General features: G+C 64.6%; 24 protein-coding genes. 11 read left to right on the forward strand and 13 right to left on the reverse strand.

Going from position 1 to position 21,871, the window contains the following annotated elements:
- Positions 1–58: 58 nt before the first annotated feature.
- From BSQ44_RS02550 to BSQ44_RS02575, 6 genes are all read right to left on the reverse strand, one after another.
- Positions 59–334: a DUF2442 domain-containing protein gene (locus BSQ44_RS02550; RefSeq protein WP_072601795.1), complete on the reverse strand. Its 276-nt coding sequence runs from the start codon at positions 332–334 to the stop codon at positions 59–61.
- Positions 335–399: 65 nt separating this feature from the next.
- Positions 400–549, reverse strand: coding sequence for a DUF4160 domain-containing protein (locus BSQ44_RS26745; protein WP_157894493.1), 150 nt, complete (start codon positions 547–549; stop codon positions 400–402).
- Positions 550–582: 33 nt separating this feature from the next.
- Positions 583–999 carry a GFA family protein gene (locus tag BSQ44_RS02560; RefSeq protein WP_072601796.1) on the reverse strand — a complete coding sequence of 139 codons (417 nt, stop codon included), beginning with the start codon at positions 997–999 and terminating at the stop codon, positions 583–585.
- A 312-nt stretch (positions 1,000–1,311) separates the two neighbouring features.
- Positions 1,312–1,938 (reverse strand): TadE/TadG family type IV pilus assembly protein, encoded by a 627-nt coding sequence (locus tag BSQ44_RS02565; protein ID WP_072601797.1) that lies wholly within the window; start codon positions 1,936–1,938, stop codon positions 1,312–1,314.
- Between the two features lie 49 nt (positions 1,939–1,987).
- A complete protein-coding gene (locus BSQ44_RS02570) occupies positions 1,988–2,539 on the reverse strand; it encodes a TadE/TadG family type IV pilus assembly protein (protein ID WP_072601798.1) in 552 nt (183 codons plus the stop codon).
- 196 nt (positions 2,540–2,735) lie between these two features.
- Positions 2,736–3,137: a pilus assembly protein N-terminal domain-containing protein gene (locus tag BSQ44_RS02575; RefSeq protein WP_072607813.1), complete on the reverse strand. Its 402-nt coding sequence runs from the start codon at positions 3,135–3,137 to the stop codon at positions 2,736–2,738.
- 361 nt (positions 3,138–3,498) lie between these two features.
- Here BSQ44_RS02575 and BSQ44_RS02580 point away from each other — a divergent pair, with 361 nt between their 5' ends.
- The 9 genes from BSQ44_RS02580 to BSQ44_RS02620 all read left to right on the forward strand — a co-directional run bounded on the left by BSQ44_RS02580 (position 3,499) and on the right by BSQ44_RS02620 (position 12,554).
- Positions 3,499–3,672, forward strand: coding sequence for a Flp family type IVb pilin (locus BSQ44_RS02580; RefSeq protein ID WP_072601799.1), 174 nt, complete (start codon positions 3,499–3,501; stop codon positions 3,670–3,672).
- A gap of 122 nt (positions 3,673–3,794) precedes the next feature.
- Entirely contained in the window at positions 3,795–4,316 is a 522-nt protein-coding gene (locus tag BSQ44_RS02585; RefSeq protein ID WP_072607814.1) for an A24 family peptidase, read from the forward strand.
- 144 nt (positions 4,317–4,460) lie between these two features.
- Positions 4,461–5,270 carry a Flp pilus assembly protein CpaB gene (gene cpaB, locus BSQ44_RS02590; RefSeq protein ID WP_072601800.1) on the forward strand — a complete coding sequence of 270 codons (810 nt, stop codon included), beginning with the start codon at positions 4,461–4,463 and terminating at the stop codon, positions 5,268–5,270.
- Positions 5,267–6,817 carry a type II and III secretion system protein family protein gene (locus tag BSQ44_RS02595; RefSeq protein ID WP_072601801.1) on the forward strand — a complete coding sequence of 517 codons (1,551 nt, stop codon included), beginning with the start codon at positions 5,267–5,269 and terminating at the stop codon, positions 6,815–6,817. The genes cpaB and BSQ44_RS02595 overlap by 4 nt, the downstream gene beginning before the upstream one ends.
- 62 nt (positions 6,818–6,879) lie before the next feature.
- Positions 6,880–7,554, forward strand: coding sequence for a CpaD family pilus assembly protein (locus BSQ44_RS02600; protein ID WP_235633328.1), 675 nt, complete (start codon positions 6,880–6,882; stop codon positions 7,552–7,554).
- Positions 7,555–7,578: 24 nt separating this feature from the next.
- Positions 7,579–8,859, forward strand: a complete 1,281-nt coding sequence (locus BSQ44_RS02605) for a CpaE/TadZ family protein (RefSeq protein WP_072601803.1) — start codon at positions 7,579–7,581, stop codon at positions 8,857–8,859.
- 31 nt (positions 8,860–8,890) lie between these two features.
- The gene (locus tag BSQ44_RS02610) at positions 8,891–10,369 is read left to right on the forward strand and encodes a CpaF family protein (RefSeq protein ID WP_072601804.1); all 1,479 of its coding nucleotides are present in this window, start codon (positions 8,891–8,893) and stop codon (positions 10,367–10,369) included.
- Positions 10,370–10,401: 32 nt separating this feature from the next.
- Positions 10,402–11,415 (forward strand): type II secretion system F family protein, encoded by a 1,014-nt coding sequence (locus tag BSQ44_RS02615; protein ID WP_072601805.1) that lies wholly within the window; start codon positions 10,402–10,404, stop codon positions 11,413–11,415.
- A gap of 119 nt (positions 11,416–11,534) precedes the next feature.
- Positions 11,535–12,554, forward strand: coding sequence for a type II secretion system F family protein (locus BSQ44_RS02620; RefSeq protein ID WP_072601806.1), 1,020 nt, complete (start codon positions 11,535–11,537; stop codon positions 12,552–12,554).
- A 513-nt stretch (positions 12,555–13,067) separates the two neighbouring features.
- On the opposite strand, the gene BSQ44_RS02625 is transcribed toward BSQ44_RS02620, so the two are convergent.
- A complete protein-coding gene (locus tag BSQ44_RS02625; RefSeq protein WP_072601807.1) occupies positions 13,068–13,880 on the reverse strand; it encodes a tetratricopeptide repeat protein in 813 nt (270 codons plus the stop codon).
- Between the two features lie 117 nt (positions 13,881–13,997).
- Between BSQ44_RS02625 and BSQ44_RS02630 the strand changes: the two genes are divergently transcribed.
- On the forward strand, positions 13,998–15,368 hold the full coding sequence (locus tag BSQ44_RS02630) for a leucyl aminopeptidase family protein (protein WP_072607815.1): 1,371 nt from the start codon (positions 13,998–14,000) through the stop codon (positions 15,366–15,368).
- Positions 15,369–15,454: 86 nt separating this feature from the next.
- Complete coding sequence (locus tag BSQ44_RS02635; protein ID WP_072601808.1) at positions 15,455–16,315, forward strand: C40 family peptidase; 861 nt, start codon at positions 15,455–15,457, stop codon at positions 16,313–16,315.
- Between the two features lie 10 nt (positions 16,316–16,325).
- On the opposite strand, the gene BSQ44_RS02640 is transcribed toward BSQ44_RS02635, so the two are convergent.
- Genes BSQ44_RS02640 through BSQ44_RS02665 form a run of 6 tightly spaced genes read right to left on the reverse strand, consistent with a single transcriptional unit; the run spans position 16,326 to position 21,870 of the window.
- A complete protein-coding gene (locus BSQ44_RS02640; protein ID WP_072601809.1) occupies positions 16,326–17,276 on the reverse strand; it encodes a 2-hydroxyacid dehydrogenase in 951 nt (316 codons plus the stop codon).
- A 25-nt stretch (positions 17,277–17,301) separates the two neighbouring features.
- The gene (locus BSQ44_RS02645) at positions 17,302–18,924 is read right to left on the reverse strand and encodes an ABC transporter ATP-binding protein (protein WP_072607816.1); all 1,623 of its coding nucleotides are present in this window, start codon (positions 18,922–18,924) and stop codon (positions 17,302–17,304) included.
- An 8-nt stretch (positions 18,925–18,932) separates the two neighbouring features.
- Positions 18,933–19,322 (reverse strand): type II toxin-antitoxin system VapC family toxin, encoded by a 390-nt coding sequence (locus tag BSQ44_RS02650; RefSeq protein WP_072601810.1) that lies wholly within the window; start codon positions 19,320–19,322, stop codon positions 18,933–18,935.
- Positions 19,319–19,567 (reverse strand): type II toxin-antitoxin system VapB family antitoxin, encoded by a 249-nt coding sequence (locus BSQ44_RS02655; protein WP_072601811.1) that lies wholly within the window; start codon positions 19,565–19,567, stop codon positions 19,319–19,321. The genes BSQ44_RS02650 and BSQ44_RS02655 overlap by 4 nt, the downstream gene beginning before the upstream one ends.
- 49 nt (positions 19,568–19,616) lie before the next feature.
- Positions 19,617–20,768, reverse strand: coding sequence for an ABC transporter permease (locus BSQ44_RS02660; protein WP_072601812.1), 1,152 nt, complete (start codon positions 20,766–20,768; stop codon positions 19,617–19,619).
- A 1-nt stretch (position 20,769) separates the two neighbouring features.
- Positions 20,770–21,870, reverse strand: a complete 1,101-nt coding sequence (locus tag BSQ44_RS02665; RefSeq protein ID WP_072601813.1) for a microcin C ABC transporter permease YejB — start codon at positions 21,868–21,870, stop codon at positions 20,770–20,772.
- Between the last annotated feature and the right edge of the window lies 1 nt (position 21,871).

Here is a 21,871-nt window from a genome sequence, read left to right on the forward strand (position 1 = left end):
ACCGATACAGATCGGCCGGACGCGAGTCTACCGTCAGGAGCGTGTCAGTTCGGGAAGCTCAAGCTGCCCGCCGAGGCTGCCGGGCGCCGGGCGCTTTCCGCCCGAGCAGGAGAGCCTTGACGGAAACGCCTTCGTCCATCGCCGGCCACCAGATGCCGCTGTATTCCAGTTCGACGCGGTCTCGCGCGGTCACCGATGCTGCGAGCAGGAATGGGTACCACCAGAGCGTCGTCCGGATCTGACGCCCATCCGCTAGCGTGACGTAGAGAAACTCGTCGTCGCAGCGTGCAGCAACCGGCCTAGCCTCGTCGGTCTCAAACTCCGGAGAACTCATTCCACGCTCCGATCCAGGCGTCCCTGTGGTCGGACACGACAGTCATCAAGTCCCGTATCTAGCGGTCATTGTAACCGCGCCGATACTCGATCTCCAAGCTCCGAAGCTTTCGCAGCCTTGCCGTCCTTCATGATGTGCATATGCGGCGGCTCCGGCATGTCAGAGGCATTAAACCGGAACTTGTGATCCTGACACACGAGCAATGTCTGCTGCATGCCAGAACCATCCCGGGCTTCCGTTCCCGCCCCCTAAGAGTCGGCAGGCCTCTCCACACTCGATCCGACATGGCGCGGCAAGCCGTCGGGCATGTGGACGTAGCGGAGCTGTTCGCGCACGTAGGCGTGCAGGGTGGGCTTGTAGTTCGCGGGTTCGTCCATGGCGCCCAGCATGAACCAGACCTGGTTCTCCAGCCGTTCGTCGACATAGGCGATCGGCGTGCCGCAATTGCCGCAGAAGCTGCGGCTGGCCGCTCCGTTCTCGAAAACCTTCGGCGCCTCGCCGGAAAACGACACCGCGTCGGCGCGAAAGCCGACGAAGGCCGAGACCGGCGCACCGCTCGCGCGGCGGCAGTCGTCGCAATGGCAATAGCTGACGTGATGCGGCTCGGCAGAGGCTTCGAAGCGCACGGCGCCGCAGCGGCACCCGCCGGTATGGGAAACGGTCATGATCGATCCACCAAGTGATCAACTCGGTTGCGTGTGCGCCGGCTGGCGCAGAGGCCGGTCACTTCGACCGCGCGATATCGCCTCCCGCACCTCGTTACCCGACCGGATTCGCGGCCTTGTAGCGGATCGGTACTCTGGCTTCAAGAATGGCGCGGCTGGCCGGGTCCGTTCGCGGTAGCGAGCAGGAGAGTGGGCACCTGAGTTACGATTACGGAAGTGCGGCGTGCACCTTTCCGACCCGGTCGCAGGATGTTCGCCTTCTCGAAGGACGCTGTCGCTTCGCGCCGCCGGGTGCAGGCGTATCGTGCCTTCTCAGCAGTCCCCGCAGGGGATCTCCTGGCTCATGCGCGGGCGCAGGTGGTAGGTCTCGTCCATCTGGATGTCGTCGAAGGCCGACGCCAGGCCCAGGGTCTTCTGCTCCGACGAACTCCAGGTGAGAACGGGTTTGTAGTCCAGTTTCACCTCGGCGCGAATGAGAAAGCTGCCCGGTACCTTGAGCGCGGCGGGAACGGTCGTCGTGCTGTCCTTCGCCAGGTAGTTGCTGGCCCCGCCGTTCACGAGCTTGCGCGACCAGACCACCTTCACCTTGGGCACGGATTCGTTCGTGATCCGGATTGCGGTCACGTAGACCGACGGCGATGAGCGGTTGTAGGGCTGGACCACGGCCTCCCCGACCCGCATGATCGCGTCGATCTCGGACCTCGAGATCGTCTGCTGCTGGGTGATCAGGTCGCCGACGATGACGCCGACGCGCGACGTCTTCTTGTTGGCTTCCAGGCCCTGGGACACCTCCATGGTCATGAAGTAGAGTCCCAGGAGCACCGGCACCACGAAGGCGAACTCGATGGCCGCGACGCCGCGTTGATCCTTCGCCAGTTTCTCGATCTGGTCGCGGATGCGCATGAAAATGCCCGTCTTGTTCCGACTTGCCTTGAGCATGGTGGTCACGCCTTTTCCCCTGGACCGCGGTCGGTCCCCCGGATGTCCGTCAATCGTTGAAAGGTTCGTTCTGCCAGGTCACCGTCGCGAAGTGCAGCGTGTAGCCGCCCTTGATGTTGGACATGGACTTGCGCATGAAATCGGTGATGACCGGCCAGCGGTAGAAGACCCGCAACATGTTCTTGCTCAGCGACGGACCGGGCTTCACGGCGAAGCCGGTGGTGTCGATGTCCCCGTCGGAGGTGAACTTGATGCGCTCTTTCGCGGCGTCGGCGAACGTCGCGTACTGGCGAAGGTCGACGACCAGGCCCGGACATCCCGCCGCCACGATGATCTTGAGATCGTCGCAGATCGCCGACTTCAGCGAGGCCTCGGTGACGTCGGCCGCCTTGATCTGGCCCGTGCGTATCTGCCGCGCGATGGTGTCGGTGGTGTTGACGAGGACCTGCTGTCCCGCGAACGAGATGCAACTCTCCAGGATCGCGAATACCAGCAGGGAAAAGGGGATCGCGAGCGCTGCGAACTCGATGGCGACCGCGCCGTCCTCGTCCCGTGCGAAGCGCACGAAGGACCGGCGAGGCACACCCGGCCTTGCGTCCATTCTCGAAAACTTGATCCGTCTTGCCATGATCCGATACCTGCTAACCCCGTGCAGATTAAATCGGACCATACCGGAGGGCCGTTGAATTCCCGTTTGCCCGACCGGGACAATTGTCGGTTACGCGGCAACGGTTTCTTAACGGGAGTTTGGTCGCTGACCGGGCGACCCCGCCGCGATGACCTGCGGCGTTCTCGAACTACTGGCTCACATTCATTTCCGCTTCGGACATCCGCTCCGCATCGCTCTTGTAGGAGCCTTCGCAATAGGGCGTGCAGGACAGTGTCTGGACTTCCGAGCGGCGATAGATGCGCACCGACTTGGCGTCCTGGCGGCTGACGTAGATCTGCTCGTCGACGATCGGCGCGCCTTCCATGTCCAGGACGACGAGATTGGTGACGCCGAAACCCTTGCCGGTCAGAACGATCGTCGTCGCATCCTGCACGGACGCATCGGCGATCTCGGGATTGCCGACCACGATCGTGTCGGCCGGCCGGGCCAGCTTCACGATCTTTGCCTCGTTCATCAGAATGGAAATGCCCGCGTCCGCGTGGGCGGGAGCTGCGTATCCGGCCATTGCTGCCAGGAAAAGGGCGCCCATGAGCGCCTGCGCGCGTTTTTCGGTGTTCCGAGCCATCGATCGTCTCCGCCTGCGGGATCAATCGCGAAGATGCGCCCGGAATGGTGAATGTTCGGTTAAGCGCCTCTCGCGCGAGTCCTTATATGCGGCAGGGCGTCCGGCGCGGGCGGGAGATCGTTTCCTGGCGGTCGGGCCATCCTGCCGACCCTCCGCTTTATCCGCCCGTTAACCACCGGAAGTTGGTCGTGCGCGTTAGGAATTCGGTAAGGCAATTTCTTAAGTCGATCGCAATTCCTTCCGCCTAGATTGCCCTCATCCGATCAACACGCCGTAGAACAGTTGACGGTACTGCTGTAACCAACGTCGAGTAGGAGTTCAGGAAATGACTAAGCTTTTCGCACGTTTCGCCAAGGACGAGTCCGGTGCAACCGCCATCGAGTACGGCCTCATCGCCGCTCTGATCGCTGTCGCCATCATGGTCGGCGCCCAGGCGCTCGGCACCTCGCTGAACACGAAGTTCAACGAAATCTCCACCGCGGTCGACGGCGCCAGCTAATAGGCGTCCCGCGCTAGGCGGTTTGCGACAGGGCCGCTCTCCGGAGCGGCCCTCTTGCGTTGACGGCTTCCTGGCCGTCCCCAGTCGAGAAAGACTTGAACGAGATCGATCGGAGCCGGGATATGCTCGAGGCAGCCATTTTCGTCATCTTTCCTTTCTGTATGGCGTTCGCCGCCATTTCCGATCTTTTGTCCATGACGATCGCCAACCGGGTGTCTCTTCTCCTGGTCGCGTCCTTCGCGGTGCTGGCGCCGCTGACGGGAATGGACTGGTCCGTATACGGGATGCATTTCGCGGCGATGGCCTGTGTCCTCGCGGTGACCTTCACGCTCTTCGCGATCGGCGGCATGGGAGGCGGCGACGCCAAGCTCATTGCCGCGACCTCGATATGGATGGGCTTCGGCCCGGTGCTGATGACGTACCTCGTCATATCGGCCGCCGTCGGCGGTCTGCTCACGCTCGCGATCCTGCGCTATCGCGGGTCGACGCTCGAGGTTTACACGGGCGGCAACATCTTCCTGAGGAATCTCGCCGATCCGTCCAAGGGTGTGCCCTACGGAGTCGCTCTCGGCATTGGCGGCCTGTTCGCCTTCGCCGAATCCCCGCTCGCGATATGGGCGCTCGGTCAGATGAGCGGCTCCTGAGCCTCTTTCGAGTGCGTTGATCGCGAGGGATGTGACGTAACGTTCGATTAAGCACGATCGTAAGCGTTGCATTAACCCTAATTTGACGATTCGTGCCCCATTCTTCGTCCGGTGAAAAAAATCGCCGGGTAAAGGTGCGGGTCGATGAATACTTCACGCTTGATCATTCTGGGCGTCGCGGCTGTTGCCGCGGGTGGCGCTGGCTACATCGCCAAGAACATGACGTCGCCGCCGCCGCCGGACCTCGTCGCCGCCGCGCCGCCGAGGCCTGCGATAGAGCTGACCGAGGTTCTCGTCCTCGGCGAGGACGTTCCCGTCGGGCAGCCCCTCGAAAACCAGATGCGCTGGCAATCCTGGCCTGAATCGGCGGTGAGCGAAGGCTTCATCCTGCGCCGCGATGAAGCCGATGCTATGGAGAAGCTTCAAGGCTCGATCGCCCGTCTGGCAATGTATGCCGGCGAGCCGGTGCGGCGCTCCAAGCTGATCGGCGAAGGCCAGAGCTTCATGTCGGCGATCCTGCCTTCGGGCAAACGGGCGGTCGCGACGCAGATATCGGCCGACACCTCGGCTGGCGGCTTCATCCTTCCCAACGACAATGTCGACGTCATCATGACGCGCCGGGCGGAATCGGGCGGCAGCAACGGCTTCATCACCGAGACCATCCTCAAGAACATCCGCGTCCTCGCGATCGATCAGATGATCCAGGAGGACGAGGAGGGCAAGAAGGTCAAGGTCGGCGAAACCGCCACACTCGAACTCACGCCGCAGCAATCTGAAATCATCACGGTCGCCCAGCAGTTGGCGGACCGTCTCACCCTGGCGCTGCGACCGGTCGCGGACGCCCAGGACAAGCAAGAAGGCGATGCCGAGTACCTGGTCTCAGGCAATGGGCGGCGGGGAACCGTGCGCGTCATCCGGTCCGGGGAAGTGAGCGAAGTGGGGGCGCGCAAATGACGTCACGAGCAGTTTTCGGCCATCAGATCCGCGGCGTCACGAAGGTGACGTCCCGTCTGGCCGCGGCACTCTTGGTCGCCGGTTCCATCGGAGCGATCACGGCCGCCGTTCCCGCCTCCGCGGAAACGGTGATCAAGTCCACGAACCACGGCAGCGAGCGCATCAAGCTCGGGCTGAACAAGTCCGTGGTGATCGACCTGCCGCAGGACGCATACGATATCCTCGTCGCCAATCCGGCGGTCGCCGACGCCGTCACGCGCACCGCGCGCCGCATCTACCTGTTCGGCAAGCAGGTGGGCGAGACCAACATCTTCGTCTTCGGCGCCAATGGCGAACAGATCGCCAGCCTCGACCTCAACGTCGAACGCGACGTCGCCGGCCTGGAGGACTATCTCGAGCGCTTCATCCCCGGCTCCGACATCCGCGTCGAACTGCTGAACGACAACGTGGTCCTGACCGGTACCGTGGAGACGCCGCTCGATGCGGCCCGCGCCGTGCAGCTCGCGCAGGCCTTCGTCAAGGGCGGTGAAGCGACCACGGGGCAGTATTCCCAGACCGCGGCGGCTCCCACCGATGGCGGCGGCGTCGACATCGACAATCCGGACTCCGAGCGCCAGACGAGCGCGATCATCAACATGATCAAGATCACCGGCGAGGATCAGGTCACGCTGAAGGTGACGGTGGCCGAAGTGAGCCGCGTCGTCATGAAGCAGCTGGGCGTCAACCTCATCGGCAGCGGTTCGTCCGACGGCATAACCTGGGGCGCGATCAGCGACGGCATATCCGGCCTCGGCAAGCAGCTTTCGGGATCGCAGCTGCAGCTCGGAGCCGCCTTCGGCTCCACGACCATCAATTCCTACCTCAACGCGATGGAACAGGCCGGCGTCATGAAGACGCTCGCCGAACCGACGCTGACCGCCGTCTCCGGCGAGAAGGCAACCTTCAGGGTCGGCGGCGAGTTCAATCTGGTAACCGGTCAGGACGTGGACGACGACGGCGTCATCACCTACGACATCGAGAAGATCGACTACGGCATCGGGCTTGAATTCCAACCGGTCGTGCTGTCGCCCGGCCGCATCAGCCTCAAGATCCGCACCTCCGTCTCCGAACCGACCACCGAAGCCTCCGTCGCGCTGAGCACCGGCGGCAGAAATAGCGGAACCAACCTCCTGTCGATCCGCAAGCGCCTGGCCGACACGACCGTCGAGCTTCCGTCCGGCGGTTCGATGATGATCGCCGGCCTCGTGCGAGACGACATCCGCCAGGTCTCGGCGGGGCTGCCGGGACTGGCCAAGCTTCCCGTGCTCGGAACGCTCTTCCGCAGTCGCGACTTCGTCCGCAACGAGAGCGAACTCGTGATCATCGTCACGCCCTATCTGGTGCGGCCGGTCGCGCGGCAGGAACTCGCGCGCCCCGACGACAACTTCAACGCGCCCAGCGACGGCGCCGGCATATTCCTCGGCCGGGTCAACCGCGTCTACGGCACCATGAACACGCAAAAACCCAACGGCCGCTACCACGGCGTCGTCGGCTACATCTACAAGTGATCCGGGGGACGGACCTCATGTGCAGCGCCTTCAATAGAATGTCGTCCGCGGGACGTTCCCGCGTGTTTTCGGCGCCCGGTGCGCTCCTGGTGGTCGGCGTCGCCGCCGTCCTGACCGGTTGCGCCAAGCGCGACTCGATCGTCGTCGGCTCGGTTCCGGACGACTACCGCACCAACCATCCCATCGTCGTGTCGGAGAAGGACGAGATCCTCGACCTGCCGGTGGGTGTCAGTGATCGGCGGATGACCCAGGTGCATCGCGTCGCGGTCGCCGGCTACATTGCCCACTACGATCATCGCGCCGCGGCACCCGTATCGATCATGGTGCCGGCCGGCGCGGCCAACTCCGCCGCCGCCAGCGCGGTGGCGCACGACATCGCGTCCTATCTATATGCCAAGGGCGTCCCGTCGGGGCGCGTCGTTACGGTGCCTTACAGTTCGGGTGCGCCGGATATCGCCGCTCCGCTGCGGATCATCTATCCGAGGATGCGGGCAAGCACCGACCAGTGCGGACGCTGGCCCGACGATCTTCTGAAGAACAGCGAGAACAAGCACTATTCCAACTTCGGCTGCGCCTATCAGAACAATCTCGCGGCGCAGATCGCCAACCCCGCGGACCTTCTCGGCCCGCGCGAACCGGGCGAGATCGATGCGGAGAACCGCGGAAATGCGCTGGAGCAGTACAAGCAGCGCCAGATTGCGCCCGAGTTCATCACCACGTCCGAAGTCAACTATTGATCAGCAGATGCGGGACCGATCGCGATGAGCAATCTTGCCTACGATACCGACGTTCTCGGAAGCGCGAGCGCCGAAGAGATCGCCCAGCTGAATGCAATGCGGCCGGTTCCCCGGATCTCGATCCACGCCTTCTGCGAGACGGAAAGCGTCTCCAAGCCGATCGAGCGAGCCGGCGAGGACAGGCGGCTGTCGAAAGCGCACATGCGCATCGTCATGGGCGGCCTGGAATCGGCCCTCGACTACTACGTGACGACGCCGACGCCGAACCTCATCATCCTGGAATCCCGGGCCGAGCCGAAGGAACTCCTGCACTCGCTGGAAAGACTGGCCGAGGTCTGCGACCCTTCCACCAAGGTCATCGTCATTGGCCACTACAATGATGTCGGCCTCTATCGGGAACTGCTCCGTTTCGGCATTTCCGAATACGTCGTGGCGCCGATCTCGCTGGCCGACGTCGTCGCCAACATCTCCCGCATCTTCGTCAACCCGGAAGCCGCGCCGCTCGGCAAGGCCGTCGCCTTCATCGGGGCCAAGGGCGGCGTGGGATCCTCGACCATCGCGCACAACGTGGCATGGACCATGTCGACGAGCTTCGAATCCGAAGTCGTCGTGGCCGATCTCGACCTGCCGTTCGGCACCGCCAACATCAATTTCGACCAGGACCCCGCCCAGGGCATCGCCGAGGCGGTGTTTGCGCCGGAGCGGATCGACGAGGTCTATCTCGACAGGCTGCTGGCGCAGTGCGCGGAGCACCTTTCGCTCCTCGCAGCGCCCTCCAGCCTGGACCGGGTCTACGACTTCGATCCCGAAGCCTTCATGCAGATCATCGACACCGTCCAGCGCAGCGCGCCGCTCCTGGTGCTCGACGTGCCGCACGTCTGGAACGGCTGGACCCGCAACATTTTGACCGAGGCGGATGAGGTCGTGATCACGGCCACGCCGGAACTCGCCAACCTGCGCAACGCCAAGAACCTCGTCGACACGCTCAAGAAGCTGCGTCCGAACGACCGGCCGCCACATCTGGTCATCAACCAGGCGGGCGTTCCGAAGCGGCCCGAGATCAGCGCGGTCGATTTCGCGGAACCGCTGGGCCTGATGCCGCTCGCGGTCATCCCCTTCGAGGCGCAGCTGTTCGGAAACGCCTCCAACAACGGCCGCATGCTCGGCGAGATGGATGCCCAGCACGCGATCGTGAAGTCGATCTCCGAGATCGCGCACATCCTGACGGGCAGGGCGGAACTGAAAGCGAAGCCGAAACCGGGCCTGGCGAACCTGATCGGCAAGTTCAGGCCGAAGAAGAAGTAGTCGGAATTCCTGCGAAACTGGTGTTTGGGACATGTTTGGAAAAAGAGGCAGCGACAGCGGCAACAGGACGATACCGGAACCGCGGCCGGCATCCGCCGCGCAGCCGGCAGGTGTCGCCGAGCGGCCGGCCGCGCCCGCCACTCCGTCGAAACCGGCCGAACAGCCGCGTCGCGTCGTCGAGGCGCCGCCGCTTGCCGCTGAGCCGAAGAAGGCGCCGCGCGAGCGCAGCGAAGGCTACTACGACACCAAGAGCCAGGTGTTCTCGGCCCTGATCGACACGATCGATCTGTCCCAGCTCGCCAAGCTCGAACCAGACAGCGCCCGCGAGGAAATCCGCGACATCGTCAACGACATCATCGCGATCAAGAATTTCGCGATGTCGATCTCCGAGCAGGAGGAACTGCTCGAGGACATCTGCAACGACGTCCTCGGCTACGGCCCGCTCGAGCCCCTTCTGGCGCGCGACGACATCGCCGACATCATGGTGAACGGGTCGAAGCACGTCTACATCGAGGTGAACGGCAAGGTCGAGCAGACCGGCATCCGGTTCCGCGACAACCAGCAGCTCTTGAACATCTGCCAGCGCATCGTCAGCCAGGTCGGCCGCCGCGTCGACGAATCGAGCCCGATCTGCGACGCGCGCCTTCCCGACGGATCCCGCGTCAACGTCATCGCGCCGCCGCTTGCCATCGACGGCACCGCGCTCACCATCCGCAAGTTCAAGAAGGACAAGCTCACCCTCGACCAGCTCGTGAAGTTCGGCGCCATATCGCCGGAAGGCGCGGAAGTGCTGAAGATCATCGGGCGCGTGCGCTGCAACGTCGTGATCTCGGGCGGCACCGGTTCGGGCAAGACGACGCTGCTCAACTGCCTGACCAACTACATCGACCGCGACGAGCGCATCATCACCTGCGAGGATTCCGCCGAGCTGCAGCTCCAGCAGCCGCACGTGGTGCGCCTGGAAACCCGCCCGCCGAACCTCGAAGGCGAGGGCGAGATCACCATGCGCGATCTCGTCAAGAACTGCCTGCGCATGCGTCCCGAGCGGATCATCGTCGGCGAGGTGCGCGGACCCGAGGTGTTCGACCTGCTCCAGGCGATGAACACGGGCCATGACGGCTCGATGGGCACCATCCACTCGAACTCGCCGCGCGAGTGTCTGAACCGTATCGAATCCATGATCGCCATGGGCGGATACACTCTGCCGCAAAAGACGGTGCGCGAGATCGTCGTGGGATCCGTCGACGTCATCATTCAGGCCGCCCGCCTGCGCGACGGTTCGCGCCGCATCACCCACATCACTGAGGTGCTGGGCATGGAAGGCGACGTAATCATCACGCAGGATGTCGTCCTCTACAACATCCAGGGCGAGGACCAGAACGGCCGCCTCATCGGCAAGCACGTGTCGACCGGCGTCGGACGCCCGAAATTCTGGGAACGCGCGCGCTACTACAACGAGGAATCGCGCCTCGCCAACGCTCTCGAGGCGATGGAAAAGCAGGCTGGCTGAGGACTGGATGGCAGTGAACGGGGCACCGCGCAATGTTCGGAATTGATACGACGGTCCTGGCGATGATCGCGCTCGCCGGCCTGTCCGCCGGCGCGCTCGCCTATGCGTTCATGTTCAACTCGATCACCAACGAGCGCAAGGCCGGCAAGCGGCTCGAAACGATCAAGAAGGCCGAGACCGACCGCACCGTGGTGAAGGCCTCGCGCGACCGCCTGGCCGAGGCCGCCAAGCGCCGCAAGTCGGTGCAGGACTCCCTGAAAGACCTCGACGAGAAGCAGAAGAAAAAAGACCTCAACATCAAGAAGCCGCCGCTCAAGGTGCAGATCAAGCAGGCGGGGCTCGAAACCCCTCTACAGCGCTTCTATGTCTATTCGGCCATCTCGGCGCTTGTCTTCGCGGCCCTTGCCTTCGGTCTGGGCGCGCCCTGGTGGGTGGTGCCGGGCGCCGCGCTGGCCGGCGGCTTCGGCGTTCCCCGCTGGGTGATCGCCTTCATGCGCGGCCGGCGGATCAAGGCTTTCCTCGACGAGCTGCCGAATTCCCTGGACATCATCGTGCGCTCGGTGAAGTCGGGCCTGCCGCTCAACGACGGTGTCCGGCTGATTGCCAACGAGGCCCGGGAGCCCGTCCGTACCGAATTCCGCCGGATCGTCGAAGCGCAGCAGCTTGGCCTCTCCATTCCCGAGGCGTCCATGCGCATGACGGAGACCATGCCCTGCGCGGAAGCCGGCTTTTTCGGCATCGTGATCCAGATCCAGAGCCAGGCCGGCGGCAATCTTTCCGAGGCGCTCGGCAACCTGTCGCGCGTGCTGCGCGACCGCAAGCGCATGAAGGCCAAGATCGGGGCGCTGTCGATGGAAGCCAAGGCCTCGGCCGCCATCATCGGCGCGCTGCCGTTCATCGTCGCCTTCCTCGTCTATCTTTCCAGCCCGGCCTACATCATGCCGCTCTTCACGACGAGCACGGGACATCTGGTGATCGGCTGCTCGCTGGTCTGGATGTCCGTCGGCATCTTCGTGATGAAGAAGATGATGAACTTCGACATCTAGCGCGGGTCGTCCGAAGGCGGGACCGGCCTCGCCAAGGACGACGGCGCAGGAACATGAACGGGAAGCGCGGCACGCGGATCTGAACGGCCGATGAGCGCTTTGGAGTGGAAGCGGAAGCGATGACCGAACAAATCAGCAAGGCGATCTTCGATCCCTCCTTCCTCATCGCGCTGCTCGTGGGCGTCGCGGTCTTCGCCACGATCTTCACGGCGCTGCCGGCGCTCGGCGGCAACGAGTTGAAGACCCGCATGAAAACGGTGGCGCTCGAGCGCGACGAGCTTCGCGCCAAGCAGCGTGCGCGGCTTGCGGCGGATGCCGAGCGGCGGCGCAAGGGCCTGCGCGAGGAGCAGTCCGTGGGCATGCGCAGCATCGTCGACCGGCTCGACCTGAGACGGGCGCTCGCCGACGAGGCGACGCTGTCCAAGCTCAGGATGGCCGGCTTCCGCGGCCAGAACCCGCTGACGCGGTTCCTCTTCTTCCGCCTCGTCCTGCCGTTCGTCGGCCTGCTGCTCGGCGCGGCCTACATCTTCCTGTTGAACGGGCTCCCCGAACAGCCGCTGTTCATCAAGTGTTTCGTCATCGTCGTATGCGCCTATGGCGGCTTCTACGCCCCGGTCGTCTACGTCAACAACAGGGCGACCAAGCGCAAGCAGTCGATCCAGAAGGCCTGGCCCGACGCGCTCGACCTGATGCTGATCTGCGTGGAATCGGGCATGTCAATCGAGGCCGCCTTCCGAAAGGTGGCCGAGGAGATTGGCGTCCAGTCGGTGGAACTCGCCGAGGAACTCGTGCTGACCAACGCCGAGCTCTCCTTCCTGCAGGAGCGCCGCCAGGCCTACGAGAATCTGAGCAACCGCACCGGACTGGAATCGGTCAAGAGCGTCAGCCAGGCACTGATCCAGGCGGAACGCTACGGCACGCCGATCGCGCACGCGCTGCGCGTGCTGGCCCAGGAAAGCCGGGAAATGCGCATGAACGAGGCCGAGAAGAAGGCCGCCGCCCTCCCGCCGAAGCTCACCGTGCCGATGATCCTGTTCTTCCTGCCGGTCCTGTTCGCCGTGATCCTCGGCCCCGCCATCATGCAGTTCAGCGAGCAGGGCGTGTTCGGCGACAAGGGCCAGTCGACGGCGTCGGAGTAGCGTACACGGAAACCGCCTCCCGCCGCATGGCGGGGCGCGGAGCTTTAGAACTGCTCCCGACGCGTTTGAGCTGCGGCGAACCCTCGCCTTCTCAGGCACTCGTTTTCGATGCTCTGTAGGAAGATCCGTCCGCGCCGATGAGTTGGTGGGGCTTCTTCCCTTCATCCCGTCGACGGGGAGAAGTGCCCTGACGGGTCGGATGTAGGCCGCGGGAACAAACCAACGCCGCGAGCTGAACCACCCACGAGGCAACACGGGCCTGTGCTCCACCCACTCCCTCCGCCATCCCTCATCGGAACTCGGTGACGCAAAACCACCACTGCCCGCAAGCGACGAGCAACGCTCCGATCCTCGCTTCAGGGTTCTCGGCGACAAAGGGATGAGCCCCCGGATGGCGGACAAACTTGATTGTGGAATGAAAAAACTGCCGGCCGTGCGATACGGCGTATCGGCCGCGACCATGCGCGGCCTGGCCGTTCGAGGGCGTCGAGCGGCCGACGCCCGCCGGTCGGGTCAGTTGGTGTTCTTCTCTTCGTCCTTGATCTCGCTCCAGGCGTTCTGCTGGGCGAGCATCGAGCGGAGATAGGTTACGTTGGCTTCAGCCTGTTGGGGCGAGAGTTCCTGGCGTGCCAGCGTCTCGGCCTCCTCGAAGCGGCCCTGCAGGCCGACCACCAGTGCGAGGTTCTGGCGCACGCGGCTGTCGGCGCCCGGTGCGGCGGCCGCCTGGCGCATGTAAGTCTCGGCCGACTTCAGGTCGCCTTCCAGGAGGTAGGACATGCCGAGATTGGAGAGCACCGACGGCTCGTTCGGCTTCAGGTCGAGTGCGCGGCGATAGAGAGAGCGGGCGTCGCCCTGCTTGCCGAGCTGGTCGAGGATCGCGGCCTCGGCGGAGAGAAGCCGCCAGTCCGGATATTCCGGCGTCTGCGCCCTGCGCACGGCGTCGAGCGCCGGTTCGAGCTGCCCGGCGGCGGCCAGCGCCTTGCCGTAGGCGGCGAGCACGTCGCGGTCCTTCGGATACGTGATGGCAAGCTTGCGCATCACCGCCAGCGACTGGTCGGTGCGACCGTCAATCTGCAGGACCGAGGCGTAGCGAAGCGCCACCGCCTTGCTCGACGGGTCCTTGGCATAGCTTCGACCCAGCGTTCCGGCCGCGGCGTCGAGTTCCTGCGACGACATCTGCGCGATCGGCTTGCCAGAATCGCGGCCGATCGAACCGGTGGTGAGCTTCGAATTGGCGCAGCCCGTAAGGGCGGCCGCGAGCACGAGTGCCATGGCCCCGGCCTGCCACGTTCTGGCAGTTGCGTTTGCCCCGGTGATGGTCAACATGCCGTCTTCTCCGCTTCGTCTCGTCGTGCCGGATGAGCCAAAGGAATATTCCGTTAACCCTAATGGTTGGTTAAGGAGGCGCAGGCCCGCGCCACCGAAACAGCCGAGGAACCCGCCATGCCCGTCGAACTGACCGCGACGAAAACTGCCGCCGCACGCCCCATCCACCTCGTCACCAGGGGAAAGATCGAGGAGGCAGGGTTCGCTCCGGCGACCGTGGAATGGGCGAAGGCGAACGGTTTCACCGGCCAGCCCGGGCGGGTGCTTCTGCTGCCCGGGGAAGGCGGCGCGGCCGGTGCCCTGCTTGGCATCCCCGTCGGCAGCGAGGGCCACGCACCGCTGATCACCGGCGCGCTGGGCAAGGAACTTCCCGAGGGCGACTGGTCCTTCGCGTCCGCTCCGGCGGATCCGGCGTTGGCCCTGCTCGGCGCCGTTCTGGGCGGCTACAGGTTTACCCGCTATTCCGGCAAGCCGGGCAACGCGGTCCGCATCGCCGTTCCCGAAGGCGTAGATGCCGGGCGTGTCCGCCGCATTGCCGACGGCGTCTTCCTGGCGCGCGACCTCGTCAACACGCCCACCGGCGATCTCGGCCCCGCGCAACTGGAAGACGCCGTGCGCGCGCTCGGCGCGGCCCACGACGCCGAGGTGAGTTCGATCGTCGGCGACGCGCTGCTTGCGGAAAATTTCCCCATGATCCATGCGGTCGGCCGCGCCTCCACGGAAGCGCCGCGCCTCATCGATCTGCGCTGGGGCCGCGAGGACGCCCCCAAGGTGACGCTGGTCGGCAAGGGGGTCTGCTTCGACACCGGCGGTCTCGACATCAAGCCCGCCAGCGGCATGCTGATCATGAAGAAGGACATGGGCGGCGCTGCCAACGTGCTCGGCCTCGCCTCGATGATCATGGCCGCACGCATGAACGTAAGGCTGCGCGTGCTGATTCCCGCCGTCGAGAACGCCATCGCCGGCAATGCCTTCCGCCCGGGCGACGTGTTGAAGAGCCGCAAGGGGCCGACCGTGGAGATCGGCAACACCGATGCGGAAGGCCGGCTGGTGCTGGCCGACGCGCTGGCGCTCGGCGACGAGGAGGAGCCCGCGATCATGATCGACATGGCGACGCTCACGGGCGCTGCCCGCGTCGCCATCGGTCCCGACCTCGCGCCGTTCTACGCCAACGACGACGGTCTCGCAGCAGCCATCGAGGAGGCCGCCAGGCATTCGGCCGACCCCGTCTGGCGCATGCCGCTCTGGGCCGCCTACGACGAGAAGCTCTCATCGAAGATCGCGGACATGAACAACGTCACGACGGACGGCTTTGCCGGCTCCATCACCGCTGCGCTGTTCCTGCAGCGTTTCGTCGAAAAGGCGAAAGCCTGGGCGCATTTCGACATCTTCGCCTGGAATCCGGCGGCGCGCCCGCACGGGCCGTCGGGCGGCGAGGCCCAGGCGATCCGGGCGCTGGAGACGCTGCTCGCCAAGCGATATTCCTGAGCCCGTCGCGTCGGGGGCGGGAACCACGCGCCCCCTGTATCGCGCCCCTATGCGGTGATATCTTCGGCCCGCAACGGACACTTTCCATGACGATCCTCGACAAGAGACTGCATGCATTTCGCGCCGATCTCGCCGACGAACGCCTCGCCGGCCGTGTCGAGGCGGAGCGATTCGTGTCGCCGACGCAAATGCAGGTCGCCCGTCCCGTCCTCGACATGCTCGCAGCGTCCGGGGCCGACGCGGGCGTGAACACGCAGCTGCTTCTCGGCGCACCGGTATCCGTCTTCGACACGCGCGACGGCTTCGCCTGGGTGCAGGCGGGGGACGACGGCTATGTCGGCTATGTCGACGCGACCGCGCTGTCGCAACCCGCCGATGCTCACACCCACGTCGTGTCCGCGCCGCGCACCTATCTCTATCGTGAACCGGACATGAAGAAGCCGCGCGGTGACGCCCTGTCCATGGGCTCCCGGCTGACCGTCACCGGCCATGCGGAGACCCGGGGTACCCGCTATACCATACTGCCCGATGGCCAGGCCGTGGTCGAATCCCACATCCGCCCTCTCGGCGAACACGCCTCCGACTGGGTGGCGGTAGCGGAATCGTTGGAGCACACGCCCTATCTCTGGGGTGGGATTTCCGGGTTCGGCATCGACTGTTCCGGCCTGATCCAGCTCACCATGCGCATGGCGGGCCGGGACGTGCTGCGCGATTCGGACATGCAGGCCGCCGCAATAGGTGACGCGATCGATCCCGGTACCGATCTTGAAGGGCTGCAACGCGGCGATCTGGTCTTCTGGAAAGGCCACGTCGCGATCATGACCGACGCGGAAAACATCATCCACGCCAACGGCCACTCCATGCTGGTGTCGCGCGAGCCTCTCGCCCGCGCCGTCGCCCGCATCGGCTACCTCTACGGCCAGCCGACCGGCTTTCGCCGCCCCTGAACGTGAAGCGTCAGTAGCCGGCTTCCCGATCCACCAGGCTATGCAGCGCCTCGCCGCGGTCGCACGCGTCCATCTGGTCCAGCATGGGTCCTGTCAAATGGGCGGGGTCGGACGTCGCGGCGGCGTGCGGGGTGACGAAAACCTTCTCGTGCGTCCAGACCGGGCTGTCCAGCGGAAGCGGCTCGGTCTCGAAGACGTCGAGGCTCGCTTCCCTGAGCACGCCTTCGTCGAGCGCGCGCACGATGTCGGCGTCCTTCTGCAATCTGCCGCGCCCCGCATTGATCAGCACCGCGCCGCCGATGGCGTTGTCGCGGCGCAGTTTTGCGAGCAGATCGAAGTCGATGATGCCCGTCGTCGCCGGTGTCAGCGGCAGCAGGACGACGAGGATGTCCGTCGCCGCGAGGAAGGCATCCAGTCCCTCCGTTCCGCCGAAGGTCTCGACCCCGTCCATGGTCGTCCCCGTGCGGCTCCAGCCCTTCACGGAATAGCCGAGCGCCAGCAGCGCGGCGGCCGCGGCCCGCCCGAGATTGCCGAAGCCCATTATGCCGACCGACACCGTGCCAGCCGGCGCTTGCGGCGGCTCGTGCCAGACCTTGCGCTTCTTCTGGTCGCGGTAAAGCCGCCCCTGCCGGTGATGGTCGAGCACCCGCCAGCAGACATACTCCGTCATGTACTGGGTCAGGTGGTCGGCAACCACCCGCACGATCGGCACATCCGGCAGGCCGGGATCGGCGAAGAGATGATCGACGCCGGCGCCGATCGAGAACACCGCCTTCAGGTTCGGCAATCGGGCAAGCACGTTCGGCTTCTGCTTCCACACCACCGCATATTCGATCGAAGGATCGGCTTCCCCTTCCGGTTCCAAGGTGACCGGGCGGCGGGCCGAAAGCAGTTCGTGCCAGCGTTGCGGGTTGAAGCCCGTGACGGACAACAGGATGCGGCCTTTGTTCGGGTCGGACATGTGCAGTCTCGCAGGTTCGGAAGAGTTACTCGCTGACCACGCCTGCGGGCGCGGTGGCGATGTCGAAGGCGGCGGCGATCAGCGCCTTGGTATAGTCCGTCCTTGGATTGCGGAAGATCTGTTCCGATGGGCCAGCCTCCACGATCTTCCCATTGCGCATGACGATCACCTCGTTGGCCAGCGCGCGCACCACCTTCAGATCGTGGCTGATGAAGAGGTAGGCGAGGTCGTGCCGCTTCTGCAGGTCGCGCAACAGATCGACCACCTGCGCCTGGACGCTCATGTCGAGAGCCGAGGTCGGCTCGTCCAGCATGACGAATTTCGGCTTCAGCACCATGGCCCGCGCGATCGCGATGCGCTGGCGCTGTCCCCCGGAGAATTCGTGCGGGTAGCGGAACCGGGTCGCCGGATCGAGCCCGACCTCCTTCAGGACATCGACCACCAGCGCGTCGCGCTCATCCGCCGAGAGGCCTGGCTCGTGGATGCGCAAGCCTTCCTCGATGATCTCGGAAACCGACATGCGCGGGCTCAGCGAGCCGAAGGGATCCTGGAAGACGATCTGCAACTCGCTCCTGAGCGGCCGCATGTGATTGAAGGACAGTGTGTCGATCTCGCGGCCGGCGAATTCGATGCGTCCCTTGGACGAGATCATGCGGCAGAGCGCGAGGCCCAGCGTGGTCTTGCCCGAGCCGGATTCGCCCACGACGCCCACGGTCTGGCCTGCCCGCATGGTGATGTCGATCCCGTCCACCGCCTTCACGTGATCGACCGTGCGGCGCAGAAAGCCTTCCTTGATCGGGAACCAGACCTTGATCTCCTTCCCCGTCATCACCTCGCGCGCGGTCCGGTCGGTGGCTGGCGGTTCGCCCTTCGGCTCGGCGGCGAGCAGGTGGCGGGTGTAGTCGTGCTGCGGGTTTTCGAAGATCTCCTTCGTCGGTCCGCTCTCGACGATCTTGCCCTTCGTCATCACGCAGACGCGGTCGGCGATGCGCCGCACGATGCCGAGATCGTGGGTGATGAACAGCATCGACATGCCGTTCTTCTCCTTGAGCCCGTCGAGCAGTTCGAGGATCTGCGCCTGCACGGTCACGTCCAGCGCCGTCGTCGGTTCGTCGGCGATCAGGAGTTTCGGCTCATTGGCCAGCGACATGGCGATCATGACGCGCTGCCGTTGGCCCCCCGACAACTGGTGCGGATAGGCGCCGAGCCGCTTCTCGGGTTCGCGGATGCCGACCTCGTTGAGGAGTTCGATTGCCCGGTCGCGTGCCTGCTTGTCGCTCATGCCCTGGTGCAGCTTCAGCACCTCGCCGATCTGCCGCTCGATCGAGTGGAGCGGATTGAGCGAGGTCATCGGCTCCTGGAAGATCATGGTGATGTCCTTGCCGCGAACCCGCCGCAGCTCGGTGTCGTCCTTGGCGAGCAGATCCTCGCCCTCGAATAAAACCGAGCCGGACGGATGGCTGGCGGCCGGATAGGGCAAGAGCTTCAAAACCGACAGTGCCGAGACGGACTTGCCGGACCCCGACTCGCCGACCAGCGCCACGGTCTCGCCCCTTCCGATGTCGAAGGACACACGGTCGACCGCGAGCTGTTCCCGCCCGCCCTGCGCGAAGGCGACGGAAAGATCCCGTACGGAAAGGAGAGGCATGCCTATGGTCAAAGTGCCGCCTCGACGTCGGTCAGCGTGAAGTCGCCACCCTTGTAAAGCAGCGGCTCGCTGCGAGTCTTGGCCAGCGCGTAGGCGAAACAGTCTCCGAGGTTCAGTTTCGCAGGGTGGTTGCCCTTGCCGAAGCGCTGGTAGGCTTCGCGGGCGAGGTGGGCTTGTTCCTCTCCCAATGTCGCAATTATCAGGCCTAAAGTGTTCATGAGTGGATCGAGATTTTCGGAAAGTTCGGGCATGGTTCCGCGATCGATGCGCAGACAGACCTCCAGATAGTTCACAGGCGAGATTGTCGGCTGCTCCGCCTTTGAAATGGCGGCGCGGAATGCCATGCGCTCGGGCTCACCAAAAAGAATGGCTAGAACAGCCGACGCGTCCACGATCACTTGGGCAGTCCCCACTCGTCATAAAGGTCGGAATGGTCGCTGGTGACGCCCGGGGGAGGCGGCGGAAGCCGCGCGAGAATCTCATCCACCTGTCTGATTTTCTCGGTGACTTCGCGCGAGCGATGAAGTCTCGCCAGCTTCTCCTCTATCGCGTTCTGGATAGCCGAGGTGACTTCTTCGCCCGTCTCCTCCGCCAGTTGCCTAGCCAGCCGTTCCACCCGTTCGCTCTCGATGTTCATGCCCATAACGCTCTCCATGATTGAAGATCGCTCGACTTATACCATCCCCATCCGCTCACCTGAACGTCTTCCGCGGGTCGAACGCGTCGCGCGTGGCCTCGCCGATGAAGATCAGCAGCGACAGCATCAGCGAGATCACGATGAAGCCCGAGAGGCCGAGCCACGGTGCGTTGAGGTTCTGCTGCCCCTGCTTGAGGAGTTCGCCGAGCGAGGGTGATCCCGGCGGCAGGCCGAAGCCGAGGAAGTCCAGCGAAGTCAGCGTGGTGATCGAGCCGTTCAGGATGAAGGGCAGGAAGGTCAGCGTGGCCACCATGGCGTTGGGCAGGAGATGCCGGAACATGATCGTCCGGTTCCCGACGCCCAGCGCCCGCGCGGCGTTCACGTATTCGAAGTTGCGAGCGCGCAGGAATTCCGCCCGCACGACGCCGACGAAGCCTACCCAGGAAAACAGCAGCATGATGCCGAGCAGGATGAAGAAGCCCGGCGGCAGCACCGCAGCGATGATCAGCAGCAGGTAGAGCACCGGGATCGACGACCAGATCTCGATGAAACGCTGGAACAGCAGGTCGGTCCAGCCGCCGAAATAGCCTTGCACCGCGCCCGCCGACACGCCGATGACGGCCGAGGCCAGCGTCAGCGCCAGCCCGAACAGGATCGATATGCGGAAACCGTAGATGACTCGGGCCAGCACGTCGCGCGTCTGGTCGTCGGTGCCGAGCCAGTTCCAGTTGCCGAGCGTGCAGCTCGGGTCGTCGGCTCCCATCGGATAGCGCTGGCAGCGCGTCTCGCGGTCGTAGAACCAGGAAGGCTTGGCCGGTGCCGCCTCCGGGATCTCGTTGTTGACGGTGCGGTAGGAATAGCGGATCGGCGGCCAGATCAGCCAGCCGTTTGCCTCGATCTCCTCGTAGATCACCGGGTCGCGGTAGTCGGTGATCGCGAGGAACCCGCCGAACTTCTCCTCCGGATAGTCGACCAGCACGGGAAACAGGATCTCGCCATTGTAGGAGGCGATGATCGGCTTGTCGTTGGCGATGAACTCGGCAAACAGCGACAGCACGAACAACACCAGGAAGATCCAGAGCGACCAGTAACCGCGCCGGTTGGCCTTGAAGTTCTCCCAGCGGCGCTTGTTGAGCGGCGACAGCCAAGGACGCTCGGCGCGCTCGCGAACCTTCTCCACCTCGCCTTTTGTAATCGCCTCCGACATCTCAGACCTCGCGCCGCTCGAAGTCGATGCGCGGATCGATCCAGGTGTAGGTCAGATCCGAGATCAGGCTGACGAGCAGGCCGATCAGCGAGAAGATGTAGAGGTTGGCGAAGACCACGGGATAGTCCCGGTCGAGCACTGAGCGGTAGCCGAGCAGGCCGAGCCCGTCGAGCGAGAAGATGTTCTCGATCAGAAGCGAGCCGGTGAAGAAGGCCGAGATGAAGGCGCCGGGGAAGCCGGCGATGATGATCAGCATCGCGTTGCGGAACACGTGCCGGTAGAGCACCTGCCGCTCCGACAGTCCCTTGGCGCGCGCCGTGATCACGTATTGCTTGCGGATCTCCTCCAGGAAGGAGTTCTTGGTCAGGAGCGTGGTCGTGGCGAAGGCCGACAGCACCATCGCCGTCAGCGGCAACGTCAGGTGCCAGAAGTAGTCGAGGATCTTGCCGCCGAGCGACAGCTCGTCCCAGTTCTCCGAGGTCAGCCCGCGCAGCGGGAAGAAGTCCCAGAACGACCCGCCGGCGAAGAGCACCATCAGGAGGATGGCGAACAGGAACCCCGGAATGGCGTAGGCGACGATGACGACGCCGCTGGTCCACACGTCGAAGGTCGAGCCGTCCTTCACCGCTTTGCGGATGCCGAGCGGAATGGAGATCGCGTAGGAGATCAGCGTCAGCCACAGCCCGAGCGAGATCGACACCGGCATCTTCTCGATGATGAGGTCGAGGACCGAGATGTCGCGGAAGAAGCTCTCGCCGAAGTCGAAGCGGGCATAGTCCCACAGCATGTTGAAGAAACGCTCGAGCGGCGGCTTGTCGAAGCCGAACTGCACCTCGAGCTGGCGGATGAATTCCGGGTCGAGCCCCTGCGCGCCGCGATACTGGCTGGTCGCGTCGCCGCCCGCATCGAAGCTCTGGCCGCCCGTGTCCCCGCCGCCGCCCGAAATGCGGTCGGTGGCGTCGCCACCCTGTCCGGTGACGCGGGCGATCACCTGCTCGACAGGGCCGCCCGGCGCGAACTGTATGACGGTGAACGAGATCGCCATGATCCCGAACAGGGTCGGGATCATCAAGAGCAGGCGTCGAAGGATGTAGGCGCCCATC

The organism is Aquibium oceanicum, from assembly GCF_001889605.1.
Classification (GTDB): Bacteria; Pseudomonadota; Alphaproteobacteria; order Rhizobiales; family Rhizobiaceae; genus Aquibium; species Aquibium oceanicum.